Consider the following 22,259-nt stretch of genomic DNA (forward strand, 5'->3'; position numbering starts at 1 on the left):
ACTGTCCGTGCCGCGCCCGTAGAATGACGCGTGTGAATGCCAGTGCCGATTCCTCCACTCCCAACCGCTGCGAATCACCGGTCTACGGTGAGCACGCACCCACCATGCGGGTGATTGACCTGCGTGGTCAGGATCTGAGCTGGGCGCAGTTGCGTGCGGCCGTCCCGCGTCAGACTCCGCAGTCCCTGAATCAGGCGGAGGCCACGGTTCGCGCCATCATCGAGGACGTCCAGGCCCGTGGTCCTGCGGCACTTCGGGAGTACGCGGGGCGCTTCGATCGAGTCGAGCAGGACCGCATCAAGGTTGATGCAGCTGCCATCCAGGATGCCGTGCACCAGCTGGATCCGGCCGTTCGCCACGGGTTGGAGTCCGCCATCGCGCGGTGCCGTGCTTTCGCTGCGGCCCAGCGTCCGGCGGATGCGGAAGTTGAGGTGGCACCTGGCGCCAAGCTGGTGCACCGGTGGACGCCAGTGGCTCGCGTGGGACTTTACGTTCCCGGTGGTTTGGCGGTGTATCCGTCATCAGTGGTCATGAACGTGGTTCCGGCTCAGGCCGCCGGGGTGGATTCCGTGGTGTTGTGCACCCCGCCGCAGGCGGAGTTCGGTGGCCTCCCGCACCCCACGATTCTGGCGGCTGCCGGGTTGTTGGGGGTTGACGAGGTGTGGGCCATCGGCGGAGCCCAGGCACTGGCTGCCATGGCTCACGGAGTGAGCGACCCCGACCACGGTGACACGCTGGAAGCAGTGCAGACCATCACCGGCCCCGGCAACATATTTGTGGCCACCGCCAAGCGTCTGCTGCGTTCTGTGGTGGGCGTGGATGCGGAAGCCGGAACCACGGAGATCGCGGTGATTGCCGATCACACGGCACAGGCCGATTACGTGGCTGCTGACCTGATTTCCCAGGCCGAGCATGATCCGGACGCGGGCTCGGTGCTGATCACCCACCAGCCGGACGTGGCCGATCGCGTGGCTGCTGCCGTTGCTCGCATGGCGCCGCAGGCTCGTCATGCTGAACGCATCAAGACCGCGTTGGAAGGCCCTCAGTCCGGCGTCATCCTGACGGAGAGTCTTGATGCCTCCATTCAGGCAGCGGATGCCTACGCGGCAGAACACCTGGAGATCCATACGGACAACGCCTGGGAGGTAGCGGCACGTGTGCGCAATGCCGGTGCCATCTTCGTGGGCCCCTACAGCCCGGTTCCACTGGGCGATTATGCGGCTGGTTCCAATCACGTGTTGCCCACTGGTGGTTCTGCAGTTCATGCACAAGGTCTGTGTACCACCAGTTTCATGAAGGCCGTTCAGGTCATCGAATACACGCAGGAGGCTCTGGGAGCCCTGCAGACGGACATCGTGGCCCTGGCAGAGGCGGAGAATCTGCCCAATCACGGCGTGGCCGTCACAGTCCGCGCCGCTGCCGCAACGGGTGGAGAGGGCTGAGGGGTGCACTGTCCGTTCTGCCGCCACCCCGATTCCAAGGTCGTGGACTCCCGCACCACGGACGACGGCGCCGCCATCCGTCGGCGCCGCCAGTGCGGTTCATGTGGTCGGCGGTTCTCCACCTTGGAGACCACCACCATTGCCGTGATCAAACGCTCCGGGGTCACCGAGCCCTTTGAGCGCTCCAAGATCGTCTCCGGGGTACGGAAGGCCTGCCAGGGGCGGCCCGTGACGGAAGACGACCTTGCCAAGTTGGCGCAGGAGGTGGAAGAAGCCGTCCGGTCCCAGGGCATAGCGGAGATCGAGGCCCATGAGGTGGGGCTGGCCATCCTCCAGCCCTTGCGACGCCTGGACGTGGTGGCCTACCTGCGGTTTGCCTCCGTCTACCAGGCGTTCAACGATCTCAATGATTTTGAGGCGGCCATTGACGTCCTGCGGCAGGAGCAGCAGGTTCAGGCCGCGGGCCAGCAGGCGTTGGTGGAGGAGGGCGGTCACGCGCCGCGCCGATCCAAGCGGGCTGCTGCAAACACTCAAGCCAAGACTCAGACTCGTGGCGGGAAGGCTCGTGAGTCCGCGTCTGCAGAGACTCAACCTGCGCAGGAACGTTTGCTTTGATCCTGGCCGGTGGGCGCTACAGGCCTGGTTGAGGGTTAACACCCGGCAACGTAGCGGCCAACTTCCGGTGTGTCCTACGATGAACCAGAAAATTTCCTGAACTTCCGGGTTGCTTTTCTCGGAAACATGGTCATAAACTGAACGCACAAAGCCCGGTAGGGGTTGCGGAGGGGAAGCCGCGACACCTGCCGGGCTTTATTCATGCCCCAACACTTGCATGAAGTTCGGCAGTGGGATGAGGCTTTGCCGGTGGCAATCACTCTGAAGTTTCAGGTGAAAGTTTAAGCGTGCAAACTTGCGCGACACATGAGATCACCACCTGCTGCTGAGATCACCGACAACGGGGTGTCATCTCAGCAGCAGGTGGTGATGTCACGAGTAGGGGCCCGGTACCGAGGGGCTCAGGGCCGCGGGCTGGGTGCGCTCAGGCCTCTCCGGTGATGGAGATGGTTTCGCCTTCCGCCCACAGGGCAGCACCCACGATGCCTGCGTTGTTGCGCAGCTGTGCCACCTTCAGGGGCGTGTTCAGTTCCAACAGGGGCAGGAACTTGTCCGCCTTCTTGGACACTCCGCCTCCGATGATGAACAGCGACGGCGTGAACAGCATCTCCACGTGCTCAAAATAAGGCTGCAGGCGCTTGGTGGCCCACTTTTTGAAAGACAAGTCATCCCGCTCGCGCGCGGTGGCAGAAGCGCGCGTTTCGGCGTCGTGTCCATCCAGTTCCAGGTGGCCCAGTTCAGCGTTGGGCACCAGCTTGCCGTCCACGATCAGTGCGGAACCGATGCCCGTGCCCAGGGTCATCACCAGCACCGTCCCGGAGACGTCCTTGCCCGCCCCGTAAAGGGTTTCGGCCAGGCCGGCGCCGTCGGCGTCGTTGAGGGCGGACACCGGGCGGTTGAGCTTCCCCGCCAGAAGACCCGCGATGTTGGCACCCACCCAGGTGGGGTCGATGTTGGCGGCCAGCAACGTCACGCCGTCCTTGACGATGGAGGGCACGATCACGCCGATGGGGGAGTCCGGTTCAGGAGCCCCCTCACGGGTCTGCAGTTCCGCGACGATCTGTTGAATGACCTCAGCCACGGCCTCCGGAGTGGCGGGCTGCGGGGTGGGGATGCGGTATCGCTCACCCACCAGATCCCCGGCGTCAAGGTCCACGATTCCGCCCTTGACGCCGGTGCCTCCCACATCAATGCCGATCACGCGGCGCGGGCTGGTGGGGGAGCCCAGTGCGGCTGACGGTGCAGGATCGTCAGGGCGCTGGCCGGTGGTGTTGGTCTGCTCGGTGCTCATCTGGTGGGTCCTTTCGCTCACGCAGCGCTGTTGTCAGGAAGAGTAAGGATCTCGACGCCGTCGTCCGTGACCACCATGGTGTGTTCGAACTGTGCGGTGCGCAGCCGGTCCCGTGTGGTGATGGTCCAGTCGTCGTCCCACTGGTCCCACTGAATGGTGCCCAGGGTCAGCATGGGTTCAATGGTGAAGATCATCCCGGCCCGGATCTCTGAGGAGTAGGCGGGAGCGGCGTCGTAGTGCGGAATGATCAGTCCTGAGTGGAACTCGCGGCCCACACCGTGGCCGGTGAAGTCACGGACCACGCCGTAGTCAAAGCGCTGCGCGTATTTCTCAATGACGCGCCCGATCACGTTGAACTGCCGTCCGGGGCGCACTGCCTTGATGGCGCGGTTCAGGGCTTCCTGAGTGCGTTCCACCAGCAGGCGCGACTGCTCATCCACCTCGCCGACCAGGAACATAGCGTTGGTGTCCCCGTGCATGCCGTCCTTGTAGGCGGTCACGTCCAGGTTGATGATGTCCCCGTCCTCCAGCACGGTGGAGTCCGGGATGCCGTGGCAGATGACCTCGTTCAAGGAGGAGCACAGAGACTTGGGGTAACCGTGGTAGCCCAACGTGGAGGGGTAGGCACCGTGATCGCACATGTATTCGTGGGCGATTCGGTCCAGTTCATCGGTGGTGGTCCCGGGGACACACGCCCTGCCGGCTTCCTGCAGGGCGTTGGCTGCGATCCGCCCGGCAGCACGGACCCGATCGATTTCCTCAGCGGTGTACATGTTGGAGTCGTTGCCTTCATCGGCTTCCGGCTTGCCCACGTACTCCGGGCGGGTGATGGCCGCCGGAACTTGCCGCCACGGGCTGAGGACGCCGGGGGCCAGCCGCCCCACAGGGGCGGTTCCGGGCTGCGCGGGCAGGTTGTGGGACTGCCCGGAGGTTCCGGGCGTGGTGGCAGTGGGTGTGCTCACGTGTTCTTGGGCTCCTGGGTCCTGGACGGTGTCTGGATCTTCCGCCAGCCTAATTGGCCTGCCCGCCTGCTGCACCGTCCACGCGGGTGCGATGTGGTTCGTGTGACGGGGTGACGACACCGTTGCGGGAGTGTGTCGTAGGCTGATCGGCAAGGGTTCCACGCTGGTGAGAACCTTTCCGTTGGCAACACCGGCCATTGGATTGTAGAGACCGCACGGAGGACGTCATGGAGTTCTGGTACAACCTCAAGACCCGCGAGGTTGAGGTGGGCCCGCAGTCCGATTACAGCCAGTTGATGGGGCCGTATGCCTCCCGCGAGGATGCGCAGCGGGCGTTGCAGACCGCGGCCGAGAACACCAAGCGTTGGGATGACAACGAGCGTGAGTACCGCCAGGACGACTGACTGGCGGTCTCACACGGTGGGGTGGGCCGCTCAATACGTGTGTTCTTGGGCAGGGAACGCTCCTGATCGGACGTCCTGGACGTAGTCCGTCACGGCTTGGGTCATCACGCCACGCAGGTCTGCATAGCGCTTGACGAACTTGGCCACCTTGCCACCGTTGAGGCCCAAAGCGTCCTGCCACACCAGGACCTGGCCGGTGGTCTGGGCCCCTGCCCCGATTCCGATGGTGGGCACAGTGAGAGCCTGATCCACGGAGGTGGCAGTTTCTGAGGGCACCATCTCCATCAGGATGCAGAAGGCGCCGGCAGCTTCCAGGGCCAGGGCATCGTCCAGAACCTTCTGGGCAGCGTCTCCGCGTCCCTGGATGCGGTAGCCGCCCATGGCGTGTTCGGACTGCGGGGTGAAGCCCACGTGGCCGATCACGGGGATACCTGCACGGACCACGGCAGCCACCAGGTGGGCGGTGGAGGCATCGGCCTCGATCTTCACGCCGTGCGCGCCGCCCTCCTTCATGAACCGCACCGCAGTGCGCACGGCTTGCTCGGGGGACTCCTCGTAGGAGCCGAACGGCAGATCCACCACCACAAAGGCCCGCTTGGCGGCTGCAGCCACTGCACGGCACATGGGCAGCAACTCGTCAACGGTGATGGGCAACGACGACGAATGGCCCAACACGGTGCTGCTGGCGGAATCTCCCACCAGCAGTGTGTCGATTCCCGCCTGGTCAAAAAGCTCAGCCGTCATGAAGTCGTAGCTGGTCAGCATGGTGAAACGCTCACCGGCGGCCTTGGCCTGTGCCAGATGATGGGTGCGGATCCGCTGAACCTGGGCCAGGCCGTCTCCGGTGTTTTCCTGCGGCGTTGCAGAGTTGCTCATGGGTTCCAGCCTATCGGGGGTCATGCCACCTGCTGCTGTGCAGCGGGGCTGGTTCAGCCAAGGGTGAGCGCCCGGCAGTGTACGTCCCCGGCTGTGTGAGTCAGCCGTCATGCGCAGCACCAGCCGTGTGGGTCTTCTGCCATGTAAGAGGTGTGTAAAACCTTCACGGCGGTGTTGGCCGGTGGATGGCCCGTGTGATGTGGGCGATAGGGTGGGGACCAAGACCCCAGAGCCCGTGTGAGGAGTTGTCCATGGACCGTCAGCAAGAGTTCGTGCTGCGCACCATTGAAGAACGTGACGTCCGATTTGTTCGCATGTGGTTCACCGATGTCACGGGCACTTTGAAGTCCGTGGCCCTGGCTCCGGCTGAGGTGGAAGCCGCCTTTGAAGAGGGCCTGGGATTTGACGGTTCGGCCATTGAGGGTCTGTCCCGTGTGACCGAGTCGGACATGTTGTTGCAGCCGGATCCTGCCACGTTCCAGTTGCTTCCCTGGCGTGGTGAGGACCAGCCCACGGCGCGCATGTTCTGCGACATCCTCACACCGGAGGGCCAGCCGTCCCTGGCCGATCCCCGGGGCGTCCTCAAGCGGGTCCTGGACAAGGCCGCTGCCAAGGGCCTGACCTGTTACACCGCACCGGAAATCGAGTTCTACCTTCTGAAGTCGGCGGAGCTGGATCCGCGCACGGATGAACCCGTGCCGGTGGACCGGGAAGGCTACTTTGACCACACACCCGGTGGAGTGGTCCAGAACTTCCGCCGAGACGTGGTGCTGACTCTGGAGGACGTGGGAATCTCCGTGGAGTTCTCCCACCACGAGGCAGGCCCGGGGCAGAACGAAATCGACCTGCGTTATGCCGACCCCCTGCAGACCGCCGACAACATCATGACCTTTCGCACCGTTGTCCGGGAGACCGCGCTGGAACACGGTTCCTACGCCACGTTCATGCCCAAACCGTTCTCCGCCCACCCCGGTTCCGGCATGCACACCCACTTCTCCCTCTTCGAAGGCGACACGAACGCGTTCTTCGAGGCCGGTGCCGAGTTCCAGCTCTCCAAGATCGCAGGCCACTTCATTGCAGGGGTCCTGCGCCATGCCGCGGAGATGGCGATCGTGACCAACCAGTTCGTGAATTCCTACAAACGCCTGTGGTCCGGAGCAGAGGCCCCCTCCTACATTTCCTGGGGTCACAACAACCGCTCAGCGCTGGTCCGGGTGCCGCTCTACAAGCCGGACAAGGTCCAGTCCGCCCGCATCGAGTACCGCGGCCTGGATTCGGCAGCCAACCCGTACCTTGCTTACGCGGCGGTCATGGCTGCTGGTCTCAAGGGCGTGGAGGAAGAGTACGAACTGCCGCCCGTGGAGTCGGATGACCTTGCCTCCATGAGTCCGGCTGAACGCAAGGTGGCCGGTCACGAGCCCCTGCCGGCCAGCCTGCACGATGCCATCCGGGCCGCTGAACAGTCCGAGTTCATGGCAGAGCTTCTGGGGGAGCAGGTCTTCACCCACCTGATGCGCAACAAGCGCGCCGAATGGGAGAGCTACCGCACCGTGGTCACCAGGCACGAACTCCAGACCAACCTGGGACTGCTCTGAGATGTGCCCTGCGGGTCCTGACCACGCCGAGAACAACACCTCCGTGGAGTCCCTGACCGATGGCTCCCTGATCCACGTGGGGTTCGCGGATCTCAAGAACGCCCGCCGGTGGTTGGGCTTTCCGGAACTGGCCCAGGCGGACCTCCCGGTCCTGCTGGAGATGTTGGAAAAGTATGCCGCCGGCCCGGACACGGCAGTGCGCACGCTGGTTCGGCTGATCGAGGCACATCCCAGGGCACGACAACGGCTGACTGGGGATCCGCGCAGTGCTGCCACCTTGATTCGGCTGCTGGGAGCTTCCGAAGCCTTGGGGGAGTTCCTGATTCGCAATCCTGAGCATCTGGATCTGGCGGATGAACCGCTGCAGGCGGAGCCGCAGGACATCCCCGCGGAGCAACTGCGCCAGGACTTGCTGGATTCCGTGGGGGCTCAAGCCACCGATCACCTGCCCGTGGCCACCGTGACCGGTGATGACGCCTACCGTGCTCTGCGCGTGGCTTACCGCCGTGGTCTCACCCGTATTGCCTTGCGGGATCTGGGGGCAATGAGCCCGGTGGACCAGGTTCCCGCCGTGGGACGGCAGCTGGCGGATTTGGCCGCAGCCGCGATCGACGCCGCCCTGAGCGTCTCCCGTGCTGAGTTGCTGGAGTCTGCGGATGAGCAGGACAGTGATCTGCTTCCCCGGGTCAGTCTTGCCGTGATCGGCATGGGCAAGTGCGGCGCCAGGGAGCTGAACTACATCTCTGACGTGGACGTCATCTACGTCCATGAACTGCTGGATCAGGCACCGACGACTGTCGCGCAGATCGAGGCGGCGGCTGAGGCCGAGGCAGACCCGGAAGCCACCGGCACAGACATGGACCAGACGGTGGCGCGATCATCCACCGCATCACCACGTGGCTCCGTTGCCAACAGCCTGGATGATGAGGAGCGCGCGGCCGTGCTCGCCGCCAAGTTGGCATCGGGGACGGCACGGGCGATCATGACGTCGTCGTCGGAACCACCCCTGTGGGAGCTGGATGCCAACCTGCGTCCGGAAGGCAAGGACGGCCCCCTGTCACGCACCGTGGACTCCCATGTGCGGTATTACAAGAAGTGGGCCAAGTCCTGGGAGTTCCAGGCGCTGCTCAAGGCCCGACCCATGGCCGGTGACCGTGAATTGGGCAGGCGCTACGCGGAAGCCATCACCCCGTTCGTGTGGGAATCCTCCCAGCGTGAGGGGTTTGTGGAGTCGGTGCAGGCCATGCGCAGCCGGGTCACGGACAACATCCCGTCCGAGGAACGTGAACGACAGATCAAACTGGGTCCCGGTGGGCTACGGGACGTGGAATTCACAGTTCAGCTGATGCAACTGGTCCACGGACGCAGTGATGACCGTGTGCGTACCCAGGCCACCACGGTCTCTCTCCATGCGCTCTCCGACCACGGCTACATTGCCAGGAAAGACGCTGAACAGTTCGGTCAGCACTATCGGTGGCTGCGGCTGCTGGAACACCGGATCCAGCTGTTCCGGCTGCGCCGAACGCACCTGATGCCCACCAGAAAACCCGAACTCAACGTGATCGCGGTGGCCATGCAGCCACCAGAGCCGGTGACCCGGGCCAATGGTGATGCCCTGGTGGAGCAATGGCGCAAAGTGCAACGCCAGGTCAAGGGCATGCACGAGAAGATGTTCTACCGCCCGCTGCTGGCCGCCTTGTCCCACACGCCGCTGGACGGTGTGGCCCTCAGCGACGAACAGGTCCGTGACCGTCTCACCGTGCTGGGATACCGCGATGCACGTGCGGCCCAACGGCACCTGGAAGCACTTACCAAGGGCGTCAGCCGACGTGCCGAGATTCTGCGGACCTTGCTTCCCGTCCTGCTGGAATGGTTTGGCCAGGGTGTCGACGCCGACGCCGGCCTGTTGGGTTTTCGTCGGATCTCTGAGGCCCTGGGCAGCTCGCCCTGGTACCTGCGGATGCTGCGCGATTCCAACATGGCAGCCGAGCGCCTGTGCCAGATCGTCTCGTCCTCCCGCTACATCACGGATTCGCTGGAGAACCAGCCCGAGGCCGTGGCATGGCTGGGACGCGACGCGGAGCTGGAACCCCATGAGTTCGCCCACCTGTGGGAGGAGATCCAGGCACAAATGGATCGCCACCGTGGGGCTGATGAGGCCATCCGCATGATTCGTGTGCTGCGGCGTCGTGAAGTGTTGCGGGTGGCGCTGGCTGACGCCTGCGGTCTGCTGGATGTGGATCGGGTGGTGGCAGCCCTGTCAGACGTCGACCGCGCCACCGTCCTGGGGGCTTTGCACGTTGCCGAGCGCGAGCTCTACATCAGGGAAGAACAGGGCTGTCTGGCTGATGTTCTGGTGGTGGCCATGGGCCGGCAAGGCGGGCGAGAGATCGGCTACGGCTCGGATGCGGATGTCATGTTCGCCTACATGCCGTGCACCGGTGAGCATTCCCACGGGCACCCGGAAATGGACCACGGCCCGGTGCCTGCAGGTCAGGAGGCGGTTGCTGCCGATGACTCCGAGCGCACGGCCCAACAATGTGCGGCAGATCAGGCGCAAAGCGTGGTGCAGCGACTGATCCAGCTGCTCAAGGCACCGTGCACCCCGGTGATTGTGGCTGAACGGTACCTGGAGATCGACAACGACCTCCGCCCGGAAGGCAAGCAGGGAGCCATGGTCAGATCCGTGGACTCCTACCGTGAGTACTACGGCCGCTGGGCAGAAACCTGGGAGTTCCAGGCGTTGACCCGAGCCCTGCCCATGGCTGGGTCGGATGCGGTGGCCCGGCATTTCCTGGAGGTCATTGATCCCCACCGCTATCCCGCGGAGTTCAGCGACCGGCAACTGCAGGACATCCGGCGGATGAAGGCTCGGGTGGAGAACGAACGACTCCCACGGGGGGCGGATCCCAACCGGCACCTCAAACTGGGGCGCGGCAGCCTCTCGGACGTCGAATGGTTGGCGCAGACCCTGCACCTCCAACACGCCCACGACCATCCCAGCCTGCGGACCACCAGCACCCTGCGCACCCTGCAAGCTGCCGTGGAGGAGAACCTCCTGGAGGAGGCTGACGCCCAGGCACTGAGCCGTGCGTGGCGGCTGTGCACTCAGATCCGCAACTACAACGTCCTGCGCACCGGAAGGTCATCGGACGTGCTGCCCAAGGCGGGTCTGGACATGGAGGCCGTGGCCCGGTGGTGCGGCTACCCCTCGGGGCATGCCGAGGCGTTGGAGGACGACTACTTGAAGATCACCAGGCATGCCCGCTCGGTGTTCGAACGGGTTTTCTACGGCCGGTGAGGCCACATCAGGCCCGTGAGATCACCGCCTGGTGCTGAGATGACACCCCGCTGTGGGTGATCTCAGCACTTGGTGGTGATCTCACGGACCGGGACACGGCTCAGTGCTTCTCCGTCTTGGAGATCTGATCCGCCAAGTCCTCCGGGGACAAGTTGGCCGCGGAGAACTCAGGGGTGACCGGCAGGTGCAGGCGCAGTTCCGTGCCCGGGCAGATCTCCACACGAGCTTCTCTGAGCTTGAAATCAATCACGTGCCCACCTCGGGTGTGGGACTCATCAATGAAGTGTGCGTGGCAACCCGGTACGGAGATGCCCTGTTCGTAGATCGGGGTGCGGAAACCCACGATCGTGCCGTCGACGTCATCGAACTGCAGGATGTCCTCGTTCTCCGTGGCATCCACCATGCGCGGGTACGGCTTGGACTGCTTGATCACGGTCCGGGTGCGCACCCAGTCAAAGTGTCCGGTGATCTTCAGGGCGTACATGTAGTTCTCAGAGACCGTCAGGTCATCCAGCACCTGTGAGGCTGTCTTGCGCAGCAGCGAGTTCGGGAGCTCACGTTGGATGGTGGGCACAAAATTGGTGACGACGGCGTACGGGGTCTTCTGCCGCAATCCAGCTGGTTCGATGCTTCCATCAGCCCGCATCTGGTAGGCCACCCCGTCCAGCACCACCATTTCCCCGTCCAGGCCGTCAAAGGTGCCCAGACCAAAGTTGCCGTGACCCAGCAGTTCGCCAATGGTCATCTCGCCGTCGTAGACACCGTCCAAGAGCCCAGCCATCAGCCCGGTCTGGAACACCTCGTTGCGGAACATCATCTCGCCGTTGAGTTCTTTGGGGCCGGTGGCCATGGGTGTCCTCTCGGTAGGTTTCCACGCGTGCGTCGTCGTGTCTGAGGGTGCGGGAACGACAACTGGGAGTAGAAGTGACTCACGTTCACTTCTACTCCCAGTTGGGCTCTGTTTCCAGGTGGCGCACGCCTGGGTAACAGAGTTCACACGGTGGTGATCACACGCCGTAGTACAGGGCGAACTCCATGGGGTGCGGGACCACGGACAGGGGCAGCAGCTCGTTCTCGCGCTTGTACACAATCCAGGTTTCGATCAGGTCCTCGGTGAAGACGTCGCCTGCCAAGAGGAACTCGTGATCCTGCTCGAGTGCTTCCAGGGCCTCGTCCAAGGTGCCCGGAGCCTTCTTGATGTCCTTGGCCTCTTCCGGCGGAAGCTCGTAGAGGTCCTTGTCGATCGGCTCGGCCGGCTCAATGCGGTTGCGGATGCCGTCCAGACCGGCCATCAGCTGTGCCGCAAAGGCCAGGTACGGGTTGCAGGAGGGGTCCGGTGCACGGAACTCCAGGCGCTTGGCCTTGGGGTTGGTGCCCGTGATCGGGATGCGGATACCGGCGGAGCGGTTGCCCTGCGAGTAGACCATGTTGACCGGGGCCTCAAAGCCCTTGACCAGGCGCTTGTAGGAGTTCACGGTCGGGTTGGTGAAGGCCAACACGGCGGAGGAGTGCTCCAGGAGACCACCGATGTACCAGCGTGCGACGTCGGAGAGACCAGCGTAACCCTTCTCGTCGTAGAACAGGGGCTCGCCGCCCTTCCACAGGGACTGGTGGCAGTGCATGCCGGAGCCGTTGTCGTTGAAAATCGGCTTGGGCATGAAGGTGGCGGACTTGCCCCAGGCGTCTGCGGTGTTCTTGACCACGTACTTGAACTTCTGCAGGTCATCCGCTGCGTGGGAGAGGGTGTTGAAGCGGTAGTTGATCTCCGCCTGGCCCGGTCCACCCACCTCGTGGTGAGAACGCTCAACCTCAAGGCCGACCTCTTCCAAGCCCACGCAGATGGCATCGCGCAAATCCGCCTGCTTGTCCACGGGGGAGACGGGGAAGTAGCCGGCCTTGGTGGGCGTCTTGTTGCCCAGGTTGCCGCCTTCTTCCTTGCGGCCGGAGTTCCAGATGGCCTCATCCGAGTCCACGGCGTAGAAGGAGCCCTGCGGCTGGACGTCGTAGCGGACGTCCTCAAAGATGAAGAACTCGGCCTCGGAGGCAAAGTTGGCGATGTCGGCAATGCCGGTGGAGGCCATGTAGGCCTCGGCGCGCTCGGCCACACCGCGGGGATCGCGGTGGTACGGCTCACCGGTGCGCGGGTTGACGATCGAGCAGGTGACCACCAGGGTCTTCTCCACGCGGAACGGATCCACGTAGGTGGTGGCGATGTCCGGGATCAGCTGCATGTCCGACTCGGCGATGCCCTGGAAGCCGCGGATGGAGGAGCCGTCAAACAGCTGCCCGTTCTCGAAAAAGTCGTCGTCGATGGCCTTGGCAGGCAGGTTGAAGTGCTGCTGCACACCGGGAAGGTCGGTGAAGCGGATGTCCACAAAGACAACTTCTTCGTCCTTGATGAAGGCCAGGACTTCTTCGGGTGTCTTGAACACTGACGTACTCCTTCTGTTGGGCGGGTGCTGGCCGTAACCGGAGATCCTGTTGCGGGATCTGTTGACCCTTGAGTTGCACTCCACGCTACGCACGGGCCGTTGCTCGGTCGTGTCTCTCATGTTTCACGCGGGTTACACACCACCTTTTCATGATGCTGTGGCGCAGCGCACGCGGGCACGCGGTCAGCCTGCTGATAAAAGGCTGCCGGTGCTGCGCGGATAGGCTGGGGGCATGATCAATCGTGATGACCTCGGCAGCTGGCTCGACGGACCTCCCGCAGCGCAGGTTTACCCGGGGCAGCGGCTCGGTCGTCCGGACACTGGTCCGGGATCCGTGGCGCGATTCGGCCCCCGGCTGTTGGCGATCTTGATCGACTGGTTGATCGCCTTGGGCCTGGCGGCCCTGCTGGTCCCGTACGACCTCCAGAACCTGGTCGCCATCTGGATCTGGTTCGGTCTGAGCGCTGTGGCCGTGGGATTCACCGGCCACAGCTTGGGCCACTTCATCATGGGTATGCAGGTGCAGACCATGGACGGTTACGCACCCGGGTTGTGGCGCGGCATCATCCGCTGCGCCCTGATTGTGCCCGTGATCCCGGCACTGATCATGGACTCCGATCAGCGGGGACTGCAGGACCGGGCCGTGGGCACGATCCTGGTCAAGATCCGCTGAGGTATTTCAAGAGCACCTGAAGATCAGCGTCCGCGCATGGCCTTGCGGTCGGGGCGGGCACGCATGGGGTCGATTCCCTTGGGGATCGGCAGCGAGTTGGCGCGCAACGTGGAAATGCGCTTGTGCACCTTGTTGACCTCTTCACGGGTCAGGGACTTGTCCAGCTTTTTCATCTGCTTGGAGACCTGGGACAGAGGAACCTGGTCTTCCTTGTTGCCGGCGTGGATCACGTGGATCGGCACGTTCTGGATCATGGGGCCGATGCGTCGTCGTTCCTTGGTGACCAGTTTCTTCACACGGCCGGTGGGGCCTTCGCTGACCAATACGACGCCGGGGCGCCCCACGGCGCGGAACACCAGGTCCCGGGAACGCGGGTCAACCTGAACCGGCTCCTGGTCCACGATCCAGCCGCGGCGCAGAGTGGACAGGGCAGCGCCGGCGGCACCGGGCTGGTCTTCGATCCGGGAGAAAGCTGCACCCTCGGCCCGCCGCGAGAGGTAGAAGATTGCGGCGAGCACGGCAAAGGGAATACCGATCAGCAGCCACGTGATCCAGTTGTTGAGCAGCAGTCCCAACAGCAGGAAGAGCACCAGAACACCCAGCGCAATGGCAATGAGCTTGAGGGTGATGTTGGAGTCGTGCTCCTTGGTGATCTTGTAGACCTGCTTCATCTGAGCCACGTAACCGGGGCCCTTGGCAGCCTTCTTGCGTGCCTTCTCCTCCCGCTTCTGCTCCCTGGCAGCAGCCCGGGTGGACTTGGCGTCGGTGGTGGGGCGGCCAGAACCCGCGGAAGTGGATGGGGACACGGTGAAACCTCGTGCTCGTTGATCTGATGTATGCAGTTCTCAGGGACTCAACCGGACCGCTGTGTGGCGCATGGCAACGTGTAGGCGGTGGTTCAGCGCACCCATTCTAGCCGCACGGCAGGGGCGGTCCTGCAGTCTCTGCGCGGCTGGGCAGGGAGATCTGTGGCCGTGTGGAGCCTCAGCGGCCCAGCTTGGCGATCAAGCTGGAGGCTTCTTGTGCGGTGGAGCCTTCATCCGTGATGTGCGCCAGGTTGGCGGGAATCTCCCGGCCCAGTTTGTTCATGGCTCGTGCCCACAGCCGACCTGAACGGTAGGAAGATCGCACCATGGGCCCGGACATGACGCCCAGGAATCCGATCTCCTCAGCCTGCTTGGCGTAGTCCACGAACTGCTCGGGCTTGACCCAACGGTCGATCGGGTGGAAGAGCTTGGAAGGCCGCAGGTACTGGGTCAGCGTGATGATGTCGCACCCGGCGTCATGCAGATCGCACAGCGCCTCGTAGATTTCCTCGTCCGTTTCACCCATGCCCAGGATCAGGTTGGATTTGGTGATCAGCCCGCGCTCCTTGCCGTAGCTGAGCACGTCCAGAGAGCGTTCGTAGGTGAAGGCCGGGCGGATCTGCTTGAAGATCCTGGGAACCGTCTCCAGGTTGTGCGCAAAAACCTCCGGCTGGGCATCAACCACCATCTGCAAGGATTCCGGGCGGCCCTTGAAGTCAGGGATCAGAATCTCCACACCGGTCTGCGGGGAGATCTCATGGATGGCGCAGATGGTGTCCGCGTACAGCCACGCGGCACCGTCTTCAAAGTCGTCGCGGGCAACGCCCGTGACCGTGGCGTAGCGCAGATCCAGGTCGCGGACGGACTCAGCCACCTTGCGGGGCTCATCACGGTCAATCGGCTCCGGCCGGCCTGTGGCGATGTCACAGAAATCGCACCGGCGGGTGCAGATCGAGCCACCGATCAGGAACGAGGCCTCCTTATCCTCCCAGCATTCGTAAATGTTGGGGCACCCAGCTTCCTCGCACACCGTGTGCAGACCCTTGCCGCGGGCCATGGACTTCAACTTGGTGTACTCCGGGCCCATGTGAGCGGTGTTCTTCAGCCAGTTGGGCTTCTTCTCAATGGGAACCTCTGCATTGCGAGCCTCCACGCGCAGCAGTCGGCGGCCTTCGGGTGCAATGGTCATCGGCTTTCTCCTGAAGTGATGCTCTGGCTTGGGCTGGTGGCAGCCGCGGTGGCGGGCCAGTCCAGTGGTGGCTGGTCGGTTGGGATTTCTGAGACCGCGCACAGTTGGGCTTCGCGGACCCGGAAATGGTGGGTCATCACCTCAACCACATCGGCAGGCGATACATTCCGTTCGAGTTCACGGCTGATGGAGGTCACACCGGCATCCGAAATCCCGCAGGGGATGAACCCACCGAACGGCGCCAGGTCATTGCTGCAGTTCAGGGAGATCCCGTGCATTGTGGTCCTGCGTGAAACCTGCACCCCGATCGCTGAGATCTTCCGCGCACCACCTTGATGGTCCGCAGGGATCCAGGCGCCGGAGCGTCCTTCCACGGTCACAGCCTTCAGCCCGAACTCCGCCACCACGTCAATCACCAGTTGCTCTAGCACGCGCACGAACTTCACGACGTCGATCGGCGTCTGCAGCCGCATGATCGGGTAGGCCACCAGTTGGCCGGGGCCGTGCCAGGTGATCTTTCCACCACGTCCTACTTCCACCACGTCCGTGCCGTCGGTGGGGTATTCCTCAGCTGATGCGCGGCGGCCGGCCGTGTAAACGGGTTGGTGCTCCACCAGCAACACCGTGTTTGCGCGCTCACCGGCTGCCACCTGCTGATGCACGGTTTTCTGCAGGTCCAGGGCGGGTTGGTAGGGCACCAGGTCCGGGGCCAGTCCCAGGTGTTCAAAGGACAGAGACATGGGCTCCACCATACGCCCGCAGATCGGCCTGTGGATAACTCAGAATCGGGTGGGTTCGGCCTGCATGCTGGTGTCATGGACACATCGGGGCCTTTCACACCGTCGTCGGGGTTGGCGCAGTTCGCAGACCGCGGGGCGTGGGCGCAGCGGGGGCGGCGGGTCACGGAGCCGGTCTCGGGGGAGAACTTTGTTCTCCTGCCGCTGCCCACGGATGCGGACGCGCAGCAGAAGTGGACCCATCTTGCCCAGAGCTTGGCGGCCGTGGAGTCCGGTCCGCTGCGACCACCGCGGGCCGTGATCAACGACGACGACGCCCTGTGGCTGCTGTTCGAGGACCTGCCGGGGCACACCTTGGCGGATGCCATCGGTCAACTCGGTGGTGCGGTTCAGGAGCAGGTGCTGCCGGCCCTGGCGCAGGCGCTGCGTGCCATGGGAGACCTGCACGACCGCGGACTCACCCTACGGCGACTGTCTTTGCGAGATCTGGTCAGTGAGCGTTCGAGGGATGCAGCCAGATGGTTCTTGGTGCTGACTCCTGATTCCGGGGTGCGGCCCTTGGGACCCGGCGCTGAGGCCGAGGAGATTCGAGGGGACCTGATCATGGTGGCAGCGGCTGCAACAACAGTGTTGACCGGACGGCGGCCCAGTGCGGGACGGATCCGGACTCCCTTGCAGACCGTTTGTCCCAGCCTGCCTGTCGCCGCACTTCAAGCTTTGGATGCACTTCTGGACGACCTGGACGCGGCTGACCCCGGGTCTGCGCGGATCGGTGACGTGAAAGCCCACATGAGATCAGGTGCGCCGGGGAATCCCGCGCGTGAGTTGGCGGATCAGTTGTGCGTTGTGGATCAGATGCCGGATCAGATGTCGATGCCCGATGACGCATCGGCGGTTGGTCAACCCGTGCATCCGGCACCGTCTCCGGTGCCTGAGCAGACAGGGATCGAGGACGACACTGAATCTCTGCCGGCGGTCCCACCCGTCCGGCCCCGCGTTCTGATGGACGACGACGATCCTGCTACAGAGCCCACCGCCGCCGATCGAGTGTTCTCCGTTCTGGGCCAAGAAGCACAGGGCCGGGGCGGGGAGCGTGTGAGTCGTCCTCCGGTAAATCCTCCGATTGTGCGGCGGACACCGGAGAGAGGACGGCCGGCTCGCCCCTGGGAGAGTCAAGACCAGCAGATCAGAGCGTCACGCACGCGGAAACCCATAGTGGTGCTGGTGGCGGCGGCGGTGATGATTGCCGGTGGCGCGGCCGCTGTGTGGAGCGTGAATGCCCAGGTCTCCCCACCGGACACGCAGACCGCCTCCGGGCATGGCGACGAATCCCAGACGCAGATTCACTCCCAGCGCCAGGCCGAGCCGCAGCAAGAGGCCGAACCGCAGCAAGAGGCCGAACCGCAGTCCCAAGGGCCTGCTTCGGCTCCGGCCACGGGCGGGTCGGCGCCAACGGCACCGGCTGCCACAACAGCAGATCCAGAAACGGAAGTTGAACAGGCCGTGGCTGATCTGGTCCACGTTCGTGGGCAGGCGCTCCGGGATGATGATTCCGCAGCCTTGGAGGGGGTTTACACCCCAGAGTCACCGGCCCTGGAGGCGGATCGGCATACGTTGGATCAGCTGGAAGCCGATCCCGCCACGGGCCACCATGCCTTCTCCGACTTGAGCATGGAGGTCAAACCGGGGAGCACGCAGGTGACGGAGGCAACCGCAACCTCAGCCCGGGTGAGAACCGCCGTTGATGCCCAGGGGCTGCCAGCCGGCCAGACGACGTCGCAAGAAATCGAGGCCACCGTGGTCAAGACCCAGGGCGGGTGGCGTCTGGAAACAGTGAAACCGCGGTGAACAGCATTCAGGCAATGCCGTTCACCGCGGTCGGTGATGTGTGACCTTCTGGCCACGGACACATCAGGATGCGGGTCTCACCACATGACGGCCACAATCATGGCGATCAGGGCGGTGCCGCCCGTGCCGTGAGCCAAACCCGTGGAGACGGCCTCGCCCTTGCGCTGCTTGCGCCATCCGATCAGGGCGGCAATGAACACACCCAGTGCCAGCAGCAGCTTGACACCGATCTTGGCGTGGTTGACCACGATGTCCGGGTTGAACTCGTTGAGCGTCACCAGCAACAGACCGGAGACCAGCATGGCGATCGAAGCACCGAACTGCCATCCAGTGACAGTGGGCTTCCGGAAGGTGGCGATCCAGGTGCCGATGATGACGGCGGCACCGAATAGGTGAACCAGAACAAGCAGAGAATGCACAAAATCCATGCTGCGAGCCTACTAAAGAGCTCCCTGCCGCCGCGGTGGTTGCCAGGGATACCCGGTGAGGGGTACGCCACAACAGGCAATCTGCACCGGGCGCGGCTTCCTCCAACGAAGACGAAGGGTTGGGGTTCCACGTGCTTGGCACGTGAAACCCCACCCCTTCACCACGGTGGTCACCGACTACAGCGGCTGGTCGTGTGAGTTGCACCCGGAGGGCAACTCACACGGCGTCACAGCTCCAGCGCACCCTCAAAGCGGCCCTCTTCCAGGCGTGCCTTCATGGTCTGCAGGAAGCGACCGGCGTCGGCACCGTCCACGATCCGGTGATCGTAGGTCAGGGACAGGTAGCACATGTGGCGAATGGCGATCACGTCATTGCCATCGGCGTCCTGGATGACCATGGGGCGCTTCACGATCGTGCCCGTGCCCAGGATGGCAACCTGGGGCTGGTTGATGATCGGGGTGTCGAACAGTGCGCCAAAGGAACCGATGTTGGTGATGGTGAACGTGCCACCGGTCAACTCATCGGGGCCAATGGAGCCGTCCTTGGCGCGGGCACCCAGGTCAGCGATCGAGGAAGCCAGCCCGGGCAGCTGCATGTCGCCGGCGTTGCGGATCACGGGAACCAAGAGGCCGCGCGGCGTGTCCACGGCAATGGCCAGGTCCTCGGAGCCGTTGTAGACGATCTCCTTCTGATCTTCCTTGAAGGTGCAGTTCAGGGCGGGGTTGGCCTTCAAAGCCTCCGCCACGGCCTGAGCGAAGAACGGCAGGAAAGTCAGCTTGGCGCCGTGCTTCTCCTGGAAGCCGTTCTTTGCCTTGTTGCGCAGAGAAGCCACGCGGGTCATGTCCACCTCGGTGACCTGCGTCAGCTGAGCGGACTCCTGCAGGGACTCGCGCATGCGCTTGGCAATGGTCATCCGAATGCGCGGAGCCTTCTCCGTGGTACCTCGCTTGTCCGAAACGGGGAGGATGGTGGTGGGCTCGCCGTTGTCCGCCACCGGGGTGAGGGAGGACTTGCCGGAACCGGAGGACGCCGGAGCGGACTCGGCAGCGGCCAGCACGTCCTGCTTGCGGATACGTCCACCCACACCAGTGCCCTTGACAGAGCCCAGGTCAACGCCCTTGTCCTTGGCCAGCTTGCGCACCAAGGGAGTCACGTAGGCGCTGCCAGAATCCCCTGAGGACTCGGCCGCTGCACCGCCAGAAGTACCGGTGGACTCTTCAGCCTTCTCCGGTGCTGCTTCATTCTGGGAGTCGTCCTTGGCTGATTCCTTGGTCTCGGAAGAGGCCTTCTTGTCTGCGGCCTCGTCCGTGGCCTCCGGGGTGGAGGAGGACGTTGCGGCGTCCTCGATCTCCTCGGCGGAGTCAGCGGAATCACCGGAGTCGGCAGATTCTGCAGATTCGGCCGAGTCCTCAGATTCAGCAGAATCCTGGGAGTCCTGGGAGTCATCCGAGGAGCCCGCGGCGTCGGCGTCACCGATCAAGGCCAGAACCTGGCCGACCTCGGCGTCCTCGTCCTCCTGGACCTTGATCTCCAGCAGGGTGCCCGCCACGGGGGAGGGAACCTCGGTGTCGACCTTGTCGGTGGAGACCTCCAGGAGGGGCTCGTCCACCTCAACCTCTTCGCCGACTTCCTTGAGCCAACGGGTCACGGTGCCCTCGGTCACGGACTCACCCAAGGCGGGCAGAGTGACCTCCGTACCGGAACCACCCGAGGACTTCTTGGGAGCGGACTCGGCGTCCTTGTCCTGGGCCGGTTCCTCGGACTGGTCAAAGCCTCCGGACTCATCGTCGGAGTCCTGGGACTCGTCCGTAGCTTCTTCTTCTGCGGAATCCTCCGAGCTGGAATCCGAGTCGGAATCACCGGATCCGGAACCGTCTCCGATGACCACCAGAGGTGCGCCCACCTCAACGTCTTCGTCTTCTTCGACCAGGATCTTCTCGATCACACCGGCCACGGGAGAGGGGACCTCGGTGTCCACCTTGTCCGTTGAAACTTCAACCAGGGGTTCGTCGACGGCGACTTCGTCGCCGACTTCCTTGAGCCAACGGGTCACGGTGCCTTCGGTGACGGATTCACCGAGGGCCGGAAGGTTCACGGTTTCTGACATTGTCTGACCGTCTCTTTCTTCTGTGCGCTGATGACAGCTTGTGCGTGGTGTCTGGAGGGCGAAGGTGTCGCTGATCGGTGTGGCCCGGCCCGGGACGGACCGGGCCACACCGGATGATCAGCCGTGCAGGGGCGTGCCTGCCAAGGCCATGGCAGCTTCGCCGATGGCTTCGTTCTGAGTCGGGTGGGCGTGGATGAAGGCCGCCAGGTCCTCGGGGTAGGCCTCCCAGTTGACGATCAACTGGCCTTCGCCGATCTGCTCGGAGGTTCGCTTGCCGATGGCGTGGAAGCCGATGATGGGGCCGTCCTTCTCCCGGACCAGCTTGACGATGCCGCCGGTGCCCAGGATGGAGGACTTTCCGTTGCCCAGCAGGTTGTACTCGAAGGTCTGGACGTTTTCCTTGCCGAACTTCTCCTCAGCCTTGGGCTGGGTGTAGCCCACAGAGGAAATCTCCGGTTCGGTGAAGGTCACCTTGGGAATGTTGACGTCCTCAACGGTCACCGGGTTCAGGCCAGCGATCTCTTCGGCCACGAATCGGCCCTGCTGGTAACCGCGGTGAGCCAGCTGCACGCCGGGAACGATGTCGCCGATCGCGTAGATGTTGCCCACACCGGTGTGCAGACGATCGTTGGGGGTCACAAAGCCGCGATCCATGGGGATGCCAACTTCCTCGTAACCCATCTCAGCGGTGTTGGGCCCGCGGCCCACGGCCACGAGCACGACGTCGGCCTCGAAGACCTTGCCGTCAGCCAGAGTGACCTTGGCGCCGTTCTCGTCCTGCTCCACCTTCTCGAAGAAGGTGCCCAAGTTGGACTTGATGCCCTTCTTTTTGAATTCCTTCTCCAGGATCTTGATGATCGCGGGGTCCTCGTTCGGAACCAAGTGGTCCAGGCCTTCAATGACCGTGACCTCCACACCGAAGGAGTTCCACATGGAGGCGAACTCGCAACCGATCACGCCACCGCCCAGAACGATCGCGGACTTGGGCGTCCAGTCGATTTCCAGCGCCTCGGTGGAGGTCATGATCCGGTCACGGATCTCGATGCCCATGGTCTTGGACACGGAACCGGAAGCCAGGACGATGTGCTTGCCGGTGTAGGTGGTGCCGTTGGCCTCAATGGTGTTCTCACCGGTGAGCTTGCCGAAACCATCCACCACGGTGATCTTCTTGGACTTCAACAGGCCCTGGAGCCCCTTGAACTTCCCAGCCACGATGCCGTTCTTGTAGTCACGCACAGCACCCATGTCCACGGAGTCCACGGACAGCTTCACGCCGTACTTCTCTGACTCCTTGGCATCCGCCACGAGCTCGGCGGAGTGCAGGTAGGCCTTGGTGGGGATGCAACCCCAGTGGAGGCAGGTGCCACCCACCTTGCTCTTTTCGAACAGGGCCACGGTGTAACCCAGCTGCACGGCGCGAAGTGCTGCCGCGTAACCGGCGCTGCCGCCGCCCAGTACCAGAATGTCGAATTCGTTCTCCGCCACGGATGATGCTCCCTTGCTCATTGATCCTCTAGCGACGCCTCCATGCGGGCCTCGCCAGGCTCACTGT

The 22,259-nt window shown here is 63.7% G+C and carries 18 protein-coding genes; 7 read left to right on the forward strand and 11 right to left on the reverse strand.

Going from position 1 to position 22,259, the window contains the following annotated elements:
• Positions 1-32 precede the first annotated feature (32 nt).
• Positions 33-1,442, forward strand: coding sequence for a histidinol dehydrogenase (gene hisD, locus GTW58_RS02805; protein ID WP_369793001.1), 1,410 nt, complete (start codon positions 33-35; stop codon positions 1,440-1,442).
• A gap of 42 nt (positions 1,443-1,484) precedes the next feature.
• Positions 1,485-2,057 (forward strand): transcriptional regulator NrdR, encoded by a 573-nt coding sequence (gene nrdR, locus GTW58_RS02810; RefSeq protein ID WP_231559540.1) that lies wholly within the window; start codon positions 1,485-1,487, stop codon positions 2,055-2,057.
• A gap of 424 nt (positions 2,058-2,481) precedes the next feature.
• Here nrdR and ppgK read toward each other — a convergent pair whose 3' ends face one another.
• Together ppgK and map are read right to left on the reverse strand one after the other, a co-directional pair.
• Positions 2,482-3,348: a polyphosphate--glucose phosphotransferase gene (gene ppgK, locus GTW58_RS02815; RefSeq protein ID WP_119932260.1), complete on the reverse strand. Its 867-nt coding sequence runs from the start codon at positions 3,346-3,348 to the stop codon at positions 2,482-2,484.
• 17 nt (positions 3,349-3,365) lie between these two features.
• Complete coding sequence (gene map, locus GTW58_RS02820) at positions 3,366-4,310, reverse strand: type I methionyl aminopeptidase (RefSeq protein ID WP_119932259.1); 945 nt, start codon at positions 4,308-4,310, stop codon at positions 3,366-3,368.
• Between the two features lie 227 nt (positions 4,311-4,537).
• Between map and GTW58_RS02825 the strand changes: the two genes are divergently transcribed.
• Positions 4,538-4,714, forward strand: a complete 177-nt coding sequence (locus tag GTW58_RS02825; RefSeq protein ID WP_119932258.1) for an SPOR domain-containing protein — start codon at positions 4,538-4,540, stop codon at positions 4,712-4,714.
• A 30-nt stretch (positions 4,715-4,744) separates the two neighbouring features.
• Here the strand turns inward: GTW58_RS02825 and panB are convergent, their stop codons facing one another.
• Positions 4,745-5,590 carry a 3-methyl-2-oxobutanoate hydroxymethyltransferase gene (gene panB / locus GTW58_RS02830; RefSeq protein ID WP_232817938.1) on the reverse strand — a complete coding sequence of 282 codons (846 nt, stop codon included), beginning with the start codon at positions 5,588-5,590 and terminating at the stop codon, positions 4,745-4,747.
• Positions 5,591-5,841: 251 nt separating this feature from the next.
• Between panB and GTW58_RS02835 the strand changes: the two genes are divergently transcribed.
• The gene (locus GTW58_RS02835; protein ID WP_119932256.1) at positions 5,842-7,185 is read left to right on the forward strand and encodes a glutamine synthetase family protein; all 1,344 of its coding nucleotides are present in this window, start codon (positions 5,842-5,844) and stop codon (positions 7,183-7,185) included.
• 1 nt (position 7,186) lies between these two features.
• A complete protein-coding gene (locus GTW58_RS02840; RefSeq protein WP_119932255.1) occupies positions 7,187-10,486 on the forward strand; it encodes a bifunctional [glutamine synthetase] adenylyltransferase/[glutamine synthetase]-adenylyl-L-tyrosine phosphorylase in 3,300 nt (1,099 codons plus the stop codon).
• A 100-nt stretch (positions 10,487-10,586) separates the two neighbouring features.
• On the opposite strand, the gene budA is transcribed toward GTW58_RS02840, so the two are convergent.
• Positions 10,587-11,336, reverse strand: a complete 750-nt coding sequence (gene budA, locus GTW58_RS02845) for an acetolactate decarboxylase (RefSeq protein WP_119932254.1) — start codon at positions 11,334-11,336, stop codon at positions 10,587-10,589.
• A gap of 157 nt (positions 11,337-11,493) precedes the next feature.
• Positions 11,494-12,918 (reverse strand): type I glutamate--ammonia ligase, encoded by a 1,425-nt coding sequence (glnA, locus tag GTW58_RS02850; RefSeq protein ID WP_119932253.1) that lies wholly within the window; start codon positions 12,916-12,918, stop codon positions 11,494-11,496.
• A 232-nt stretch (positions 12,919-13,150) separates the two neighbouring features.
• On the opposite strand from glnA, the gene GTW58_RS02855 reads away from it, so the two are divergent.
• The gene (locus tag GTW58_RS02855; protein ID WP_119932252.1) at positions 13,151-13,591 is read left to right on the forward strand and encodes an RDD family protein; all 441 of its coding nucleotides are present in this window, start codon (positions 13,151-13,153) and stop codon (positions 13,589-13,591) included.
• 23 nt (positions 13,592-13,614) lie between these two features.
• On the opposite strand, the gene GTW58_RS02860 is transcribed toward GTW58_RS02855, so the two are convergent.
• The 3 genes from GTW58_RS02860 to lipB form a co-directional block, all read right to left on the reverse strand.
• Positions 13,615-14,397, reverse strand: coding sequence for a DUF4191 domain-containing protein (locus GTW58_RS02860; protein WP_119932251.1), 783 nt, complete (start codon positions 14,395-14,397; stop codon positions 13,615-13,617).
• 178 nt (positions 14,398-14,575) lie between these two features.
• Positions 14,576-15,586 (reverse strand): lipoyl synthase, encoded by a 1,011-nt coding sequence (gene lipA, locus GTW58_RS02865; RefSeq protein ID WP_047692514.1) that lies wholly within the window; start codon positions 15,584-15,586, stop codon positions 14,576-14,578.
• Complete coding sequence (lipB, locus tag GTW58_RS02870; RefSeq protein ID WP_119932250.1) at positions 15,583-16,326, reverse strand: lipoyl(octanoyl) transferase LipB; 744 nt, start codon at positions 16,324-16,326, stop codon at positions 15,583-15,585. Before lipB ends, lipA begins: the two co-directional genes overlap by 4 nt.
• A 75-nt stretch (positions 16,327-16,401) precedes the next feature.
• On the opposite strand from lipB, the gene GTW58_RS02875 reads away from it, so the two are divergent.
• Positions 16,402-18,171: a hypothetical protein gene (locus tag GTW58_RS02875; RefSeq protein WP_157980423.1), complete on the forward strand. Its 1,770-nt coding sequence runs from the start codon at positions 16,402-16,404 to the stop codon at positions 18,169-18,171.
• A gap of 77 nt (positions 18,172-18,248) precedes the next feature.
• Here the strand turns inward: GTW58_RS02875 and GTW58_RS02880 are convergent, their stop codons facing one another.
• The 3 genes from GTW58_RS02880 to lpdA all read right to left on the reverse strand — a co-directional run bounded on the left by GTW58_RS02880 (position 18,249) and on the right by lpdA (position 22,213).
• Positions 18,249-18,599, reverse strand: a complete 351-nt coding sequence (locus GTW58_RS02880) for a hypothetical protein (protein ID WP_047692410.1) — start codon at positions 18,597-18,599, stop codon at positions 18,249-18,251.
• Between the two features lie 227 nt (positions 18,600-18,826).
• A complete protein-coding gene (gene sucB / locus GTW58_RS02885) occupies positions 18,827-20,707 on the reverse strand; it encodes a 2-oxoglutarate dehydrogenase, E2 component, dihydrolipoamide succinyltransferase (RefSeq protein ID WP_119932248.1) in 1,881 nt (626 codons plus the stop codon).
• Positions 20,708-20,824: 117 nt separating this feature from the next.
• Positions 20,825-22,213, reverse strand: a complete 1,389-nt coding sequence (gene lpdA, locus GTW58_RS02890; RefSeq protein ID WP_189587250.1) for a dihydrolipoyl dehydrogenase — start codon at positions 22,211-22,213, stop codon at positions 20,825-20,827.
• Between the last annotated feature and the right edge of the window lie 46 nt (positions 22,214-22,259).

It is taken from the genome of Kocuria subflava (assembly GCF_012163155.1).
In the GTDB taxonomy this organism is placed as follows: domain Bacteria; phylum Actinomycetota; class Actinomycetes; order Actinomycetales; family Micrococcaceae; genus Kocuria; species Kocuria subflava.